Annotated in this window: 15 protein-coding genes and 2 tRNA genes; 10 read left to right on the top strand and 7 right to left on the bottom strand. The window is 60.9% G+C overall.

Annotated elements, in window-relative coordinates; all coding sequences use genetic code 11:
• Positions 1 to 75: 75 nt before the first annotated feature.
• The 4 genes from yihA to ttcA form a co-directional block, all read right to left on the bottom strand.
• Positions 76 to 726, bottom strand: a complete 651-nt coding sequence (gene yihA / locus HJ536_RS00905) for a ribosome biogenesis GTP-binding protein YihA/YsxC (RefSeq protein WP_176852888.1) — start codon at positions 724 to 726, stop codon at positions 76 to 78.
• Complete coding sequence (locus tag HJ536_RS00900; protein ID WP_177156376.1) at positions 726 to 1,451, bottom strand: MOSC domain-containing protein; 726 nt, start codon at positions 1,449 to 1,451, stop codon at positions 726 to 728. Before HJ536_RS00900 ends, yihA begins: the two co-directional genes overlap by 1 nt.
• A gap of 11 nt (positions 1,452 to 1,462) precedes the next feature.
• Positions 1,463 to 3,271 (bottom strand): membrane protein insertase YidC, encoded by a 1,809-nt coding sequence (gene yidC / locus HJ536_RS00895; protein ID WP_176852890.1) that lies wholly within the window; start codon positions 3,269 to 3,271, stop codon positions 1,463 to 1,465.
• Positions 3,272 to 3,376: 105 nt separating this feature from the next.
• Positions 3,377 to 4,240: a tRNA 2-thiocytidine(32) synthetase TtcA gene (ttcA, locus tag HJ536_RS00890; RefSeq protein ID WP_176852891.1), complete on the bottom strand. Its 864-nt coding sequence runs from the start codon at positions 4,238 to 4,240 to the stop codon at positions 3,377 to 3,379.
• 75 nt (positions 4,241 to 4,315) lie between these two features.
• Here ttcA and HJ536_RS00885 point away from each other — a divergent pair, with 75 nt between their 5' ends.
• Entirely contained in the window at positions 4,316 to 5,299 is a 984-nt protein-coding gene (locus tag HJ536_RS00885; protein WP_177156375.1) for an alpha/beta hydrolase, read from the top strand.
• On the opposite strand, the gene yidD is transcribed toward HJ536_RS00885, so the two are convergent.
• The 3 genes from yidD to rpmH form a co-directional block, all read right to left on the bottom strand.
• The gene (gene yidD / locus HJ536_RS00880) at positions 5,296 to 5,535 is read right to left on the bottom strand and encodes a membrane protein insertion efficiency factor YidD (RefSeq protein WP_177156374.1); all 240 of its coding nucleotides are present in this window, start codon (positions 5,533 to 5,535) and stop codon (positions 5,296 to 5,298) included. The two genes, HJ536_RS00885 and yidD, sit on opposite strands and share 4 nt — an antisense overlap.
• Positions 5,532 to 5,888: a ribonuclease P protein component gene (gene rnpA, locus HJ536_RS00875; RefSeq protein ID WP_228028336.1), complete on the bottom strand. Its 357-nt coding sequence runs from the start codon at positions 5,886 to 5,888 to the stop codon at positions 5,532 to 5,534. Before rnpA ends, yidD begins: the two co-directional genes overlap by 4 nt.
• A gap of 92 nt (positions 5,889 to 5,980) precedes the next feature.
• A complete protein-coding gene (rpmH, locus tag HJ536_RS00870) occupies positions 5,981 to 6,115 on the bottom strand; it encodes a 50S ribosomal protein L34 (protein WP_005980833.1) in 135 nt (44 codons plus the stop codon).
• 273 nt (positions 6,116 to 6,388) lie between these two features.
• Between rpmH and HJ536_RS00865 the strand changes: the two genes are divergently transcribed.
• From HJ536_RS00865 to HJ536_RS00825, 9 genes are all read left to right on the top strand, one after another.
• The gene (locus tag HJ536_RS00865; protein ID WP_177156373.1) at positions 6,389 to 7,123 is read left to right on the top strand and encodes a TVP38/TMEM64 family protein; all 735 of its coding nucleotides are present in this window, start codon (positions 6,389 to 6,391) and stop codon (positions 7,121 to 7,123) included.
• A 3-nt stretch (positions 7,124 to 7,126) separates the two neighbouring features.
• A complete protein-coding gene (locus tag HJ536_RS00860) occupies positions 7,127 to 8,545 on the top strand; it encodes a dihydrolipoyl dehydrogenase family protein (protein ID WP_177156372.1) in 1,419 nt (472 codons plus the stop codon).
• A gap of 18 nt (positions 8,546 to 8,563) precedes the next feature.
• On the top strand, positions 8,564 to 9,955 hold the full coding sequence (locus HJ536_RS00855; RefSeq protein WP_176852897.1) for a sensor histidine kinase: 1,392 nt from the start codon (positions 8,564 to 8,566) through the stop codon (positions 9,953 to 9,955).
• Positions 9,956 to 10,014: 59 nt separating this feature from the next.
• A tRNA-Arg gene (locus tag HJ536_RS00850) sits at positions 10,015 to 10,091 on the top strand.
• Positions 10,092 to 10,245: 154 nt separating this feature from the next.
• Positions 10,246 to 10,322: transfer RNA gene (locus HJ536_RS00845), tRNA-Arg, on the top strand.
• 362 nt (positions 10,323 to 10,684) lie between these two features.
• A complete protein-coding gene (locus HJ536_RS00840) occupies positions 10,685 to 11,407 on the top strand; it encodes a hypothetical protein (protein WP_177156371.1) in 723 nt (240 codons plus the stop codon).
• Between the two features lie 211 nt (positions 11,408 to 11,618).
• A complete protein-coding gene (locus tag HJ536_RS00835; RefSeq protein ID WP_176852899.1) occupies positions 11,619 to 11,846 on the top strand; it encodes a hypothetical protein in 228 nt (75 codons plus the stop codon).
• A 195-nt stretch (positions 11,847 to 12,041) separates the two neighbouring features.
• The gene (locus tag HJ536_RS00830) at positions 12,042 to 12,977 is read left to right on the top strand and encodes an ABC transporter ATP-binding protein (protein ID WP_177156370.1); all 936 of its coding nucleotides are present in this window, start codon (positions 12,042 to 12,044) and stop codon (positions 12,975 to 12,977) included.
• Positions 12,974 to 13,735 (top strand): ABC transporter permease, encoded by a 762-nt coding sequence (locus tag HJ536_RS00825; protein WP_177156369.1) that lies wholly within the window; start codon positions 12,974 to 12,976, stop codon positions 13,733 to 13,735. Before HJ536_RS00830 ends, HJ536_RS00825 begins: the two co-directional genes overlap by 4 nt.
• Positions 13,736 to 13,789 lie beyond the last annotated feature (54 nt).

Here is a 13,789-nt window from a genome sequence, read left to right as displayed (position 1 = left end):
ACACTGCCCTGCAACTTCTGCTTTGCCCAAATACTTACGGCACAGCCCTAGGTGTGCCGCGCGGCCGGGGCAGGGTTATTCCAGATTCGCGATCACGCTACGTAGGGTGCCGATGCCCCAACCCTTTTCCGAGGAGGTGCTGATGATCTCGGGGAAAGCGGCGGGATGGCGCGACAGAGCGGCGCGCACCTGTTTCAGCATGGGCTCGCGCTCGGCTTCTTTGATCTTGTCCTCTTTGGTCAGGACGCACTGGAAGGTCACAGCCGAGGTGTCGAGCAGTTTCATGATCTCTTCGTCGACCTTTTTCACGCCGTGGCGCGAATCAATCAGCACAAATGCGCGGCGCAGGGTCTGACGGCCAGAGAGATATTGCTTGAGTAGCTTCTGCCACTTTTCCACGATGGCCACGGGCGCGTTCGCGTAACCATAGCCGGGAAGGTCGACCAGATAGTGGGCCTGACCAACGGTGAAGAAGTTGATCTCTTGGGTCCGGCCGGGGGTGTTCGACGCGCGGGCCAAGGCTTTGCGGCCGGTCAGGGCGTTGATCAAACTGGATTTTCCGACGTTCGAGCGGCCCGCAAAGCAGACCTCGACGCGATCGGCAGGGGGCAGGCCGTCCATTTTGACGACGCCCTTCAGGAAATCGGTTTCCCCCGCGAACAGCTTGCGTGCTGCTTCGAGCGTTTCGGCATCCGGTTCCTCGACCATAGGGAAGGGCAGTTGCATCACAGGACCTCTAGCGTATCGCCGGGGCGTATTGTGCCCGGCTTCGTGACCCGTGCGTTTACACCGAAGTAGACATGATCCCAATGGCTTTTGAGTGTTTTTGTGAGATTAGCATCGCGAAGGCCGGTTTCAGGGTTCGCCTCGATGGCACGGCAGCGGATGATCGGCTCGATGACCTGTAGTTCCGCAGTGCCGATCCGCAGGGTGCGGCCGGTCCAGGCATTCTCGGTCCAAGGGGTGGTGCCCTCGATCCAGATGTTTCCCCGAAAGCGGTGCATGCTCAGGGGTTGGTCTGCGGCCTCGGCCAGTGCAGTCAGGGAACTTTGCGACATGATCGAGACGGACGGGTAGTCGGCATCGGTCATGCCCATCGGCGGGGATTGGATCAGGGCGGCGGGGGGCTGCATCTCGTCGTCCCAGAGGGGGGCGAGCCAGTTCAGCAGGTGCTGCGCCTCGGTCTGCGGATCAAATGCCAGAGGGGGCTGATCGGGATGTGTGACCGAGAGGGTGCTGCCGGTCATCCGGACTCTGGTCGCGGCCAGCTTTGGTCCGCGGGCCACGTGGCCAAAGGTGCGGCGGCGTTGCCATGTGCCGGTGTCGGTCTGGCCTTCTTGCAAAATCGCCCACTGCCGGTCGAGCGGCAGCGGGCGATCGATGTTCAGGTCGGCAACCAAGAGCGTTTCGGCCCCCAGTCCCTTGATCGGGTGACGAAAAAGATGCGTCACCCGTGCCATCATCAGGCAGCCTTCTTGTTGCGCTTGAAGGTCTTCTTGATGTTGCCGAAGACGTCCGGTTTGTAGCCGTGGCTGCGCATGATCAGGTACTGCTGGATGAAGGTGATCGTGTTGTTCGTGATCCAGTACAGCACCAGACCGCTGGCAAAGTTACCCAGCATGAACATGAACACCCAAGGCATCCAGGCAAAGACCATCGCCTGCGCCGGATCGGTGGGCGCCGGGTTCAGGCGCTGCTGCAGCCACATCGAGATACCCAGCAGGATCGGCAGGATACCCAGCGACAAGATCGCAAAGACCGACTCCGGGCCGGGCGCCGCAAAGGGCAGCAGGCCGAACAGGTTCAGGATCGAGCTGGGATCAGGCTGCGAAAGGTCCTGAATCCAGCCGAACCAAGGCGCCTGACGCAGTTCCATGGTCACGAAGATAACCTTGTATAGCGAGAAGAAGATCGGGATCTGGATGATCATGGGCAGACAGCCCGATGCCGGATTGACCTTGTTCTTCTTGTACAGCTCCATCATGCCCTGCTGCATTTTCATGCGGTCGTCGCCGGCAGCTTCCTTCAGCTTTTCCATTTCGGGCTGAAGTTCGCGCATCTTCGCCATCGACGAATAGGACTTGTAGGCCAGCGGCAGCACGATCGCCTTGATCACGATGGTCAGGCCGATGATGGACCAGCCCATGTTGCCGATCAGGGCATGCAGGTTGTGCAGCAGCCAGAAGATCGGCTTGGTGAAGAAGAAGAACATGCCCCAGTCGATCGAGTCGACAAAGCCGCCAACATTCTCGTCCTGCTCGTAGTGCTTGAGGGTTTCCCACTCTTTGGCACCGGTGAACAGACGGCTGCCTGCTTCGACCTTTTCGCCGGGGGCGACGGTCATTGCGGGCTGGACGGCCTCGGCCTGATAGATCTCGCGCGATTCAAAGAATTTCGCGGTCGAACGGAAGGGAGCGTCGCCATCGGGGATCAGGATGGTCTGCCAGTAGTGGTCGGTGAAACCGATCCAGCCGTTGGTCTCGACTTCGATGCGCTTGGCGTTGGTGCCTTCGCGCTCGTCGATGTCCATCTTACCCAGCGCTTTGTAGTCCAGCTCTTCCAGTTTGCCGTCCGACATGCGGATCAGGCCCTCGTGGAGGATGAAGAACTTGCGGGTGTCGGGCTGTCCGTGACGGCGTACGATCCCGTAGGGACGGACGCTGATGGGCGCTGCACTGGTGTTCTCGACAGTCTGGTTCATGGTGAACATGAAATTGTCGTCGATCGACATCACGCGGGTAAAGACCTGACCGACGCCGTTATCCCATGTCAGGGTGACGGGGGTCTCGGGGGTCAGAACCGCGTTCGCGGGCGCCGTCCACAGGGTGTCAGGGCCGGGAACGTTTGCGGCGTCAATGCCCTCGACCGGAGCCCAGCCGAACAGCGCGTAGTAAGCGTTGTCTGAACCCACGCGGGACAGAACCTGCACGTTGGGCGACTCGGGGTCGATGGTTTCATGGTAATCCGCCAGCTGGATGTCATCCACGCGGCCGCCCATCAAAGAGATCGAGCCGGTGATCCGGTCGGTCTTGATGTCGATGCGGGGGGCATCGGCTTCCGAGCTGAGCTCGGGCGCGGCAGCGGCGCTGCCATCTGCGGTCGGCAAATCACCGGACGCAATCGCGGGCTGATCGCCAACGGTTTGTTCGGCTACTGCGGGGGCGTTGGGGTCTTGTACGGGTTCCTCGGGCGGGAAAAGTACAAACCAAATCACAAGCACGACACCGCTGAGCACGGTTGCGAGCAAGAGGTTCTTATTCTGATCGTCCATCAGATCGGGCCACCTTGTCCTTGAAAGTCAGGCTGGTTCAACAATTCGAGGGGGCAAAGGTCAAGCGGTTTTCCCCAAACCGGTGCCCCCGTGCTACGCCGCAAATCAGCGCAGCTTTGGAATACCATCGGTATCTTCGGTGCGCGGCCCCAGCGTGAGACCGGCGAAATCGAACAACCCGGTGTCCAGCAAGTGGCTGGGGCGGGCGTTCATCAGGCTGCGGAACATCACCTGACGGCGACCGGGGCTGTTACGCTCCCATCCGTCGAGGATCTGTTTGACCTGCTGGCGCTGCAGACCGTCCTGCGATCCGCACAGATCGCAAGGAATGATCGGGTAGTTCATCGCGCGGGCGAACTTGTCACAATCGTCTTCGGCCACAAAGGCCAGCGGACGGTAGACAAACAGGTCGCCTTCTTCGTTCACCAGTTTCGGCGGCATGGTCGCAAGGCGCCCGCCGTGGAACAAGTTCATAAAGAAGGTCTCCAGAATATCGTCGCGGTGATGACCCAGCACAACTGCGCTACAACCCTCTTCGCGGGCAATGCGATAGAGGTTGCCGCGGCGCAGGCGCGAGCACAGTGCGCAATAGGTGCGGCCTTGGGGGACCTTGTCCATCACGACACTATAAGTGTCCTGATATTCGATCCGGTGGGGCACACCCATCTTTTCCAGAAACTCGGGCAGGACCGTCGCCGGAAAACCGGGCTGACCCTGATCGAGGTTACAGGCAAGCAGTTCCACGGGCAAAAGCCCGCGCCACTGCAATTCATGCAGAATGGCCAGCAGGGTATAGCTGTCCTTGCCGCCCGACAGGCAGACGAGCCAACGGGCGCCACGTTCGATCATGCCGAACTGTTCTATGGCCTCGCGCGTTTGCCGCACGATGCGTTTGCGGAGTTTCTTGAACTCTGTCCCCGAAGGGGCCCCGGCAAAAAGCGGGTGAATCTCGTCGTTCTCATCAAGCATGGCGCGGGGTATGCCAAACCCCACTGGATAGGAAAAGCCTTTTACGATTGCCTTCATCAGCATTTGAGAGGGAACATGGATTACATTTTTACGGTCCGCCGCATTCGTAACGGTCAATTTCAGCCAGAACCGGGGAATAACAGCTTTCTGATCGTTCCCCCGGACGCCGACGATATCCTGCCAGAGCACCGCGTTGGCGGCCCCGCCAAGAAGATGCCGGACACGTGGGCGCGCCGCGTTCTGCATGAATCCAAGCTGGATCACGTGCCCGAAGGTCAGCCCAATCGCGGGGACATCGTGGTCCATGTCCACGGCTTCAACGTCTCCACAAAGAAGATGTTGCGCCGCCATCGCCTGCTGGCCAAAGGCTTGCGCGATCAAGGGTTTGAAGGGGTGGTGGTCAGCTATGACTGGCCTTCGGCCGACAAGGCGCTGAACTACCTCGAGGACCGGACCGACGCCAAGATCACCGCGATCCGGCTGGTCGATTCCGGCATCACCGGCTTTGTCCAGCGCCAGACGCCGGACTGCCCGATCAACATGCATATCGTGGCGCATTCGATGGGGGCCTATGTGGTCCGCGAGGCATTTGATGATGCGGACGACCGCCGGATGGTGGCGGCCAATGCGTGGAACGTCAGTCAGGTGCTGTTGATGTCGGCGGATGTCTCTGCGGCCAGCATGTGCGAGCTGGCGGGCAAATCCAGCTCTCTTTACCGGCACTGCACCCGTCTGACCAACTACAACAACCCCCATGATTCGGCCCTGTCCCTGTCCAACATGAAGCGGGTGGGGGTGGCGCCCCGGGTCGGGCGCGTCGGTCTTCCAGAGACCGCGCCGACCAAGGCGGTGAACGTCGATTGCGGTGCCTATTTCGAGGCCAATCGCGGTGTGTTTACGGAAATCGAGTACGGCCAGCACACGTGGTACTACCACGACCAGACGTTCATGCGGGATGCGTACGAGACCATTCTGGGGGTTAGTGACCGCGCCCGTCTGCCCACTCGCGCGCTTGCGCTGCCTGCGGGGCTGACCAACCGTCTGGCGCTGATCGTCTAGTGGTGATCGTGCCCACAGGGCGGGACGGGGTCATAGCCCGATCCGCCCCAAGGGTTGCACCGGATGATGCGGTGGATGGTCAAATAGGTGCCCTTGATCGCGCCATGCTTTTCCAGTGCCTCGAGCGAATAGGCCGAGCATGTGGGCTGGAATCGGCAACTAGTGCCGATCCACGGCGACAGGACCAGCCGGTACGCCCGTACGGGCAATGCAACGATATGGGCGAGGGGGCTCATGTGTCGGCGGGCTTGGGGCTGTGGACCTTGCGCAGGGCATAGCGCAGGTCGCCGCGCAGGGCGTCGAAATCCCGGTCGATGGTCGCTCCGGGGCGGCCGATCAACACATAGTCCCAACCGGCGCGGCCCATCTGGGGCACCAGTTCACGGGCAATCTCGCGCATCCGGCGCTTGGCGCGGTTGCGGGCAACGGAATTCCCGATTTTCTTGGAACAGGTAAAGCCGATGCGGATCAGGTCTTGATCGCATTCGGTTGCAGCGCGTTGACGGGCCTGAAGCATCAGACCAGCCGTACCTTGCTTGTTGGCACGCGCGGCTCGCAGGAAATCCGAACGATTTTTCAGAATTTCCATGCGAAAGGGCACCGCCTCGTCCCGAGCCAGAGCCTGTGTAGGTGCCGGCGCGGGCGATGACGGTGCCCGATCAGTCATAACTCTGACCCAGATTAGGCGCTAAGGCTCTTCCGGCCACGCGCGCGGCGGGCGTTCAGGATCTTGCGGCCAGCTTTGGTCGCCATACGAGCGCGGAACCCGTGGCGGCGCTTGCGAACCAGGTTTGAGGGTTGGTAAGTGCGTTTCATCGCAACGTCTCCGTACTAATGGCGGCTAGGCTTGCGGATTCGCCCAAGCCGTTACATTCGAAGCCCGTCCTTTAGGGGCGATCCTGAAATAAGTCAAACGGGTTGTGGCGGGTTTTAAGGGGTCTGACGCGAATATATTTCAAATTCATGACCAGTGCCCTCCTGAAGGCAGGTCCCGATCACCCCTGTTCAACCCGCCGTGAGCCCCCTAGGCGAGGCGGCGGAGTTCGGCCATCCTCTGCGCCGAAGGTCACGGGATAGAGCGCTATTTACATGAAAACCACCCCAGAGAGTACGCCCTTTTCGCGTGCGCGGCGGCAACTTCCGTTGATCCTGATCGCTTGTGGCGCCATCGCGGGGGCCTTGTTTCTAAGGGATGTGCTGGACTTTCAGGCCTTGGCCGACAATCGCGAACGCCTGCTTGCCCTGCGTGACGCCCATTACCCTGTGGCGGTGGCGGGGTTTATTCTGGCCTACGCGACGCTGGTAACCTTTTCCTTGCCCGGCGCGACGGTGGCGACTCTGACGGGGGGATTCCTGTTCGAAACCTTTCCCGGGGTGCTGTTCAATATGACTGGCGCCACCATCGGTGCCGCGATTCTGTTTCTGGCCGCACGCAAGGGGCTGGGGGATAGGTTGGCCGCGAAAATGGACGCCTCCGAAGGGCGGATCGCTCGCATCAAGGCGGGAATCGACGCCAACCAGTGGGAGATGCTGTTCCTGATCCGCCTGATTCCCGTGGTTCCGTTCTTTGTAGCGAATCTGCTGCCCGCGCTGGTGGGGGTGCCGTTTGGCCGCTTTGTGCTGACCACCTTTGTGGGGATTATTCCGGGGGCGCTGGTCTATACCTCGGTCGGGGCGGGGCTTGGCGAAATCTTTGAACAGGGGGGGACGCCTGACCTGACGGTCATCTTCTCTGCTGAAATACTGTTGCCGTTGTTGGGCTTGGCCGCGTTGGCGGCCCTGCCTGCGGTGATCCGAATGCTGCGCAAAACGCCGGAGGTCTGAGACATGAACAGGATCAATGCCGATCTTCTGGTGATCGGGGCAGGCTCGGGTGGCCTTTCGGTCGCCTCTGGCGCCGCGCAGATGGGGGCCCGTGTTGTCCTGCTGGAGCGGGGCGAAATGGGCGGCGACTGTCTGAATTATGGCTGTGTCCCCTCCAAGGCGCTGATCGCCAGCGCGGCCCGTGCTCGTCAGGTCGCCACGGCGGCCGAGTTCGGGGTGAACGTGTCGGGCGTCGAGATCGACTATGCGCGGGTCAAGGATCGCGTGGCCGAGGTCATAGCCACGATCGCGCCCCACGACAGTCAGGCGCGCTTCGAATCGCTGGGGGTGACGGTGATCCGCGAAGAGGGTCGCTTTGTCTCGGACCGAGAGGTTCTGGCGGGCGATCACCATATCACCGCGCGCCGGATCGTGATCGCCACGGGGTCGCGCCCCTTGGTGCCGCACATTCCGGGGCTGGAGGACACGCCCTATCTGACCAACGAGACCCTGTTCGCCCTGCGGGACCGGCCAGAGCACCTGCTGATCATTGGCGGCGGTCCGATTGGTCTGGAGATGGCGCAGGCTCATGTGCGGCTGGGATCGCGCGTCACCGTTCTGGAAACCGCCCATGCCTTGGGCAAAGAGGATCGGGACGCTGCCGCCTTGGTGCTGGACAGCCTGCGGGCCGAGGGCGTCGATATCCACGAATACACCTCTGCCACGCGGGTGGGGGGGACGACTGGCGCGATCTGGGTCGAAACGAACACCGATCATCGGTTCGAATGCTCTCATCTGCTGATCGCCGCGGGCCGCAAGCCGAATACCGAGGCGCTGGATCTGGCCAAGGCGGGCATCGATTTCGATAAGACGGGAATCGCTGTGGATGGGGGGCTGAGAACCTCGAACCGCAGGGTCTATGCGATAGGTGATGTGACCGGCGGAATGCAGTTTACCCATGTCGCGGGGTATCATGCGGGAATCATTATCCGGTCGGCTTTGTTCGGTTTGCCCGCCAAAACCCGTAGCGATCACATACCCCGCGCGACATATACGGACCCTGAACTGGCGCAAATCGGCCTGACCGAGGAAGACGCCAAGCACCAATATGCCGACCGGCTGGAGGTCGTGAAATTCGCCTATTCCGGCAACGATCGGGCCACCGCTACCGGTAAAACCGACGGTTGGATCAAGATTATGGTGGTCAAAGGCCGCCCCGTCGGTGTGACGATTGTGGGGGCTGATGCTGGCGAGATCATAAACTTATGGGCTTTGGTGCTGGCAAATGGCTACAAGATTTCCCATCTCGCCGGTATGGTTTCGCCGTACCCCACAGTGGGCGAGATCAGTAAACGTGTGGCGGGGAACTATTTTGCGCCGCGTTTGTTCGATAACAAAATGGTGAAATACGTGGTGCGGGCGGTCCAGACGCTGCTGCCCTAAGCCAACCGAGGGACAATAATGTTCAAGTCGCTCTCAGGGCGCTTCCTGATCCTCACGATGGCATTCGTGATGCTGGCTGAAATCCTGATCTTTGTGCCGTCGGTGGCCCGCTACCGCGAGGATTTCCTGCTGGCCCGGATCGAGCGTGCCCAGATTGCGTCCCTTGCGTTGCTGGCGAACGGGCAGGTGGATCACGACCTCGAGGAAGAGCTGCTGCTGAACGCGGGTGTCTACAACGTGGTTCTGCGCCGGAACGAGGCGCGCCAACTGGTCCTGTCCTCTCCGATTCCGTCGCCGGTTGTGGCGACCTATGATTTGCGCGATGCGTCCCCGTGGCTGTTGATCCGTGACGCGATGGTGGCCCTGTGGACCCCCGAAGAATCGGTGCTGCGGGTCATCGGTTATCCCACGCAGGATGCGGGGATGCTGATTGAGGTGACCTTGCCATCGGCCCCGCTGCGCGAGGCGCTGATGATCTACGGGATTCGCATTCTTTGGCTGTCGCTGGCGATCTCTTTGATTGCGGCGGCGCTGCTGTTCTTTGCGGTGCGCAAGGTGATCGTGGTGCCGATCCGCCGCGTGGTCTATCAGATGGCCCGCTATGCCGAGGCCCCCGAGGATGCCCGCCGGATCATCACGCCCTCGAACGGAATCACCGAACTGCGCGAGGCTGAAGAAGCACTGAAGTCATTGGAAACCGAACTGACCAGCGCCCTGAAACAAAAGGAACGTCTGGCCCAGTTGGGTGGCGCGGTTGCCCGCGTGAGCCATGATTTGCGCAACATCCTGACCAGCGCCCAACTGTTCGCGGACCGTCTGGAGGGCAGCGATGACCCCACCGTGGCCCGTATGGCGCCCAAACTGGTGCGCTCGATCACCCGCGCCGTGACCCTGACCGAAAGCACTTTGGCCTTTGGTAAGGCGCAGGAGCCGCCCCCCAGCCTGACCCGATTCTCCCTGGCGGATCTGGTGAATGACGTGCTGGATAGCGAACGTCTGGCGATCGAGGATGACGACATCAGCCTCTCTGCCGATGTAATGGCGGGCCTGACCGTGCGCGCCGACAGCGAACAGCTGCACCGCGTACTGTCGAATCTGGTCCGCAATGCCCGTCAGGCGATCTCGTCCTCGGGGAAGGGCGGGGAAATCTGCATTCATGGTGAAGAAGACGAAGAGTGCTGGCGAATCCATGTGCGGGATACTGGCCCCGGCCTGCCACCCAAAGCGCGCGAGCACCTGTTTAAACCCTTCTCCAGCAGCTCCAAGCGGGGCGGGACGGGCCTTGGACTGACCATCTCGCAGGAATTGATCCGCGGACACGGGGGGCAACTGCGCCTTGAGGCCGAGTACGAGGGTGGGACAGCCTTTGAAATCCTGCTGCCCAAGGGGGACGCGGAAATTAATTTGTAGGAAAAGGGTTTTTCCTCTTGCGCGCTTTGGCGGATAACTCTAGAAGCCGCCCCTACGACGCACCGGTAGCTCAGCTGGATAGAGTATCTGACTACGAATCAGGGGGTCGGGGGTTCGAATCCTCCCCGGTGCGCCACTTCTCTCCTTCTCGAAAATGTATCCAGCTTTGATCGCCATGGCGTCTGCCATCTGGCGTTTTCTGCGTTTTCACAGCCCAAATTTTTCCTTTGGTTCGGGGCGCGATTTGCTCTTGCGGCCACCTCGGGTTCACCGTAGAAGCCCCACACGACGCACCGGTAGCTCAGCTGGATAGAGTATCTGACTACGAATCAGGGGGTCGGGGGTTCGAATCCTCCCCGGTGCGCCACTTTCCCAATCCAGCTTGAATTCGACTGCACCGCAGCTGCGCAGCTTTGGCCACGCTTTTGCGAAGTTCGTTCAAATTATGCTGCATCTGCAAAATGAATCTTGAATGCACCCGCAGAAAGACGCAGTCTGTGAGTGGTCTATTACTGACTGTCTGTGATTTCGGCAGCCTGCCAAGGCCTCGGCCACGTGTTCTGCGATCAGCAAACCGGGCGAGGAGGGCGAGCGGCCACATTGCCGTGTCCCGCGCGATCCGCGACCGGCAGCGCTGTGTGCCCCAGCCTCTCCGGCACTTGGCGTAAGTAGGGTGATGTAGGCAGTCATGGGAGAGTTGAGAAACACCGATCGCAAAGGAATTTGCAGATGCTCACGATGACGACCCCCGCTGAAATTACCGCCGCCTCGATGGCCTACTTTGCCAAGAGCGTGCGGATGCAACAAGAGATCCTGAACTGCTCGTATCGCCTGATGATGGTGTGGTCGCCCTTTGCGCCGCTGAACCTGAAGCTGACGAGCGAGATCAAGAAGCCTGCCAGGGCCGCAAACGTTGCCAAGCTGGCCCCTGTTGCAGCCCCCGCCGCCGAGCCCGCAGTGGTCGAGGCCGTTGCCGAGCCGGCAGAGGCACCCAAGCCCGCAGCAAAGCCCGCGCCCAAGCCCCGCGCTACCGCGCGCACCACTGCCCGCAAGGCACCTGCCAAGAAGGCAGAGCCCGAAGCGGTCAAAGTGGAAGAGCCCAAGGTCGTCGCCGAGGCCCCCAAGGCCGAAGCGCCCAAAGCAGAGCCGGTGAAGGCCGAAGCCCCGAAGGCAGAAGTCGCGCCCAAGGTTGAGGCGCCCAAAGTCGAAGCGCCGAAGGCTGCTGAACCTGCCGCAGAACCCGTCAAGGCCGAAGCCCCCAAAGCCGAAGCGCCCAAGCCCGCCGCGGCTGCCACACCGGCCCCCGCAGCCGCCAAGCCTGCGCCTGCCGCCCCCGCCGCAGTCAAGCCCGCGAACCCCGCTTGGGCCGTTATGGCCAACCCGACTGCTCCGGCTGCCAAAAAGCGCGAGCCTTCGACCCCTCCGTCGATGCCCGAACCCAAGAAAAACTGAGTTTTTCGCGTACGAGTGACAGGTGTTTGCAAGCGCCGCCCCCGAAACGGGGCGGCGCTTTTGCTATGCCGATCATCAGGTTGCGTTAACGCTGCGTTGCGGCATGCGTGCATCGGCTATGCAGAAATGGAAGTGTTGCTGACCAAACCCATGCGCTAAGTTCAAAGGCAGGGGGGGAAACCCACACATACCAAACTCAGAGGGTTTTCTAATGGCAATCTCGACCACTGTATTCCACGCTGAACGTCCTGCACTGCGCGCACGTTTCGATGGCTTCCTGACCGCTCTGGCACAGGCCTACACCGCCTACGCAAACAGCCGTTCGCGCATTGGCGAAATCCGCGCTCTTGAGGCGAAATCGGATGCCGAGCTGAAAGCTATGGGCATCAAGCGCGACCAGATCGCTCAGTACGTATTCCGCGACGTGTTTTACGTCTAAGGCGGGCAGGGGCCGCATAGGCGACCCCACACATGACATTCGCTACGGGGCAGGCAAGGGTTCGGGATGACCGACGTGCCTGCCCGTACTTTTTTCAGGATCAGGATTGGGTGCGCCAGCGCAGACACCCGTCTGCACGAATCCTGTTAGGGCTCCTGCCGGTTTTGGCCTAAGTACAAGGCCAAGGAGCCTATTATGACTGACATTCTGATACTCGAAGGCGTCGAAAAGACCTATGACAGCGGCTTTACTGCCCTGCATGGCGTTGATCTGACCCTGCGCGAAGGTGAGATCCTGGCGCTGCTCGGTCCCAACGGGGCCGGAAAAACCACTCTGATTTCGTGCATTTGCGGGACCGTGATGCCCACGAGGGGCAAGATCACCGTCGGCGGGTTCGATGCGCTGACCGATTATCGCCGCGCCCGAAGCCTGATTGGCCTCGTGCCGCAGGAAATCCATCTGGAGCCGTTCTCGCGGGTGATGGACACGGTGAGGTATTCGCGCGGTCTGTTCGGCAAGGGGCGCAACGACGCCTATATCGAAAAGATTTTGCGAGACCTGTCCCTGTGGGACAAACGTGATTCCCGCGTGATGGAGCTGTCCGGCGGCATGAAGCGCCGCGTGCTGATCGCTAAAGCCCTCAGCCACGAGCCGCGAATCCTGTTTCTGGACGAGCCGACCGCAGGCGTCGACGTCGATCTGCGCAAGGAAATGTGGGAAGTGGTCGCCAATCTGAAGGCCGCTGGCGTCAGCATCGTCCTGACGACTCACTACATCGAAGAGGCCGAAGCGATGGCCGACCGCATCGGCGTGATTAACCGTGGACGCCTCGCCTTGATCGAGGAAAAGGCCGCCCTGATGTCCCGCCTTGGCCGCAAGACCCTGAAGATCGAACTGGAAACGCCCGTTGCCGTGATTCCCGATGCTTTGACTTCGTATGGCTTGCAGATCGCGGACGGGGGCAATGCGCTGGTGTACGAATACGAGGCTGGCGCGTCTCGCACTGGAATCACCCGTCTGTTGTCTGACCTGCGCGATGCGGGCCTGTGCCTGTCCGACCTGTCCACCCGTCAGAGCACGCTCGAAGAAATCTTTGTCGGACTGGTCCACCAGCAGGAGGAAAACGCATGAACCCCACTGCGATCAAGGCCATGTACGTCAGCGAAATGGCCCGCTTTTTCCGCACCTTTATGCAGAGCTTCCTGTCGCCGGTGATCTCGACTTCTCTGTATTTCGTGGTGTTCGGCGCCGCCATCGGTAGCCGCATCGACGAGGTCGAGGGCGTCAGCTACGGCTCGTTCATCGTGCCGGGCCTGATTATGCTCAGCGTCATGACCCAAGGGATCAGCAACGCCAGTTTTGGCATCTACTTCCCCAAATTCACCGGCACGATCTATGAGCTGCTCAGCGCGCCCGTCAGCTTTATCGAAGTGGTGATTGGCTTCGCTGGGGCCGCCGCGACCAAGGCGCTGTTCATCGGTGCTGTGATTCTGGCGACGTCGGCGCTATTTGTGGACTTACAGATCCAGCACCCGCTGGTGATGGTGCTGTTCCTGCTGCTGACCTGTATCAGCTTTGCGCTGTTCGGGTTCATCATCGGTATCTGGGCCAAGAATTTCGAGCAGCTCCAACTGATCCCGCTGTTGGTGGTGACGCCGCTCGTGTTCCTTGGGGGCTCGTTCTATTCGATCAACATGCTGCCGCCGGTCTGGCAGGCGATCACCATGTTCAATCCGGTGGTCTACCTGATTTCGGGCTTCCGCTGGTCGTTCTTTGGGGTGGCGGATGTGCCGATCATCACCAGCCTTCTGGCGATCGGTCTGTTTCAGGCGCTTTGCCTGATTGCGGTCTGGTGGATTTTCAAGACCGGCTGGCGAATCCGCAAATAAGTCGGTCGGGCCAAGGTTTTCCCTGTGCTGCGGCTTGTTTGGCGGCACAGGGCA

Origin of the sequence: Donghicola mangrovi (genome assembly GCF_013377535.1) — a bacterium.
Classification (GTDB): Bacteria; Pseudomonadota; Alphaproteobacteria; order Rhodobacterales; family Rhodobacteraceae; genus Donghicola; species Donghicola mangrovi.
This window is presented reverse-complemented; position numbering and strand designations above follow the sequence as displayed.

What these genes read in the sequence shown, in the direction of transcription:
- yihA (WP_176852888.1), bottom strand. Translation starts at nt 726, where the DNA reads ATGCAACTGCCCTTCCCTATGGTCGAGGAACCGGATGCCGAAACGCTC.
- yidC (WP_176852890.1), bottom strand. Translation starts at nt 3,271, where the DNA reads ATGGACGATCAGAATAAGAACCTCTTGCTCGCAACCGTGCTCAGCGGT.
- ttcA (WP_176852891.1), bottom strand. Translation starts at nt 4,240, where the DNA reads ATGCTTGATGAGAACGACGAGATTCACCCGCTTTTTGCCGGGGCCCCT.
- HJ536_RS00885 (WP_177156375.1), top strand. Translation starts at nt 4,316, where the DNA reads ATGGATTACATTTTTACGGTCCGCCGCATTCGTAACGGTCAATTTCAG.
- yidD (WP_177156374.1), bottom strand. Translation starts at nt 5,535, where the DNA reads ATGAGCCCCCTCGCCCATATCGTTGCATTGCCCGTACGGGCGTACCGG.
- rnpA (WP_228028336.1), bottom strand. Translation starts at nt 5,888, where the DNA reads ATGGAAATTCTGAAAAATCGTTCGGATTTCCTGCGAGCCGCGCGTGCC.
- rpmH (WP_005980833.1), bottom strand. Translation starts at nt 6,115, where the DNA reads ATGAAACGCACTTACCAACCCTCAAACCTGGTTCGCAAGCGCCGCCAC.
- HJ536_RS00865 (WP_177156373.1), top strand. Translation starts at nt 6,389, where the DNA reads ATGAAAACCACCCCAGAGAGTACGCCCTTTTCGCGTGCGCGGCGGCAA.
- HJ536_RS00860 (WP_177156372.1), top strand. Translation starts at nt 7,127, where the DNA reads ATGAACAGGATCAATGCCGATCTTCTGGTGATCGGGGCAGGCTCGGGT.
- HJ536_RS00855 (WP_176852897.1), top strand. Translation starts at nt 8,564, where the DNA reads ATGTTCAAGTCGCTCTCAGGGCGCTTCCTGATCCTCACGATGGCATTC.
- HJ536_RS00840 (WP_177156371.1), top strand. Translation starts at nt 10,685, where the DNA reads ATGCTCACGATGACGACCCCCGCTGAAATTACCGCCGCCTCGATGGCC.
- HJ536_RS00835 (WP_176852899.1), top strand. Translation starts at nt 11,619, where the DNA reads ATGGCAATCTCGACCACTGTATTCCACGCTGAACGTCCTGCACTGCGC.
- HJ536_RS00830 (WP_177156370.1), top strand. Translation starts at nt 12,042, where the DNA reads ATGACTGACATTCTGATACTCGAAGGCGTCGAAAAGACCTATGACAGC.
- HJ536_RS00825 (WP_177156369.1), top strand. Translation starts at nt 12,974, where the DNA reads ATGAACCCCACTGCGATCAAGGCCATGTACGTCAGCGAAATGGCCCGC.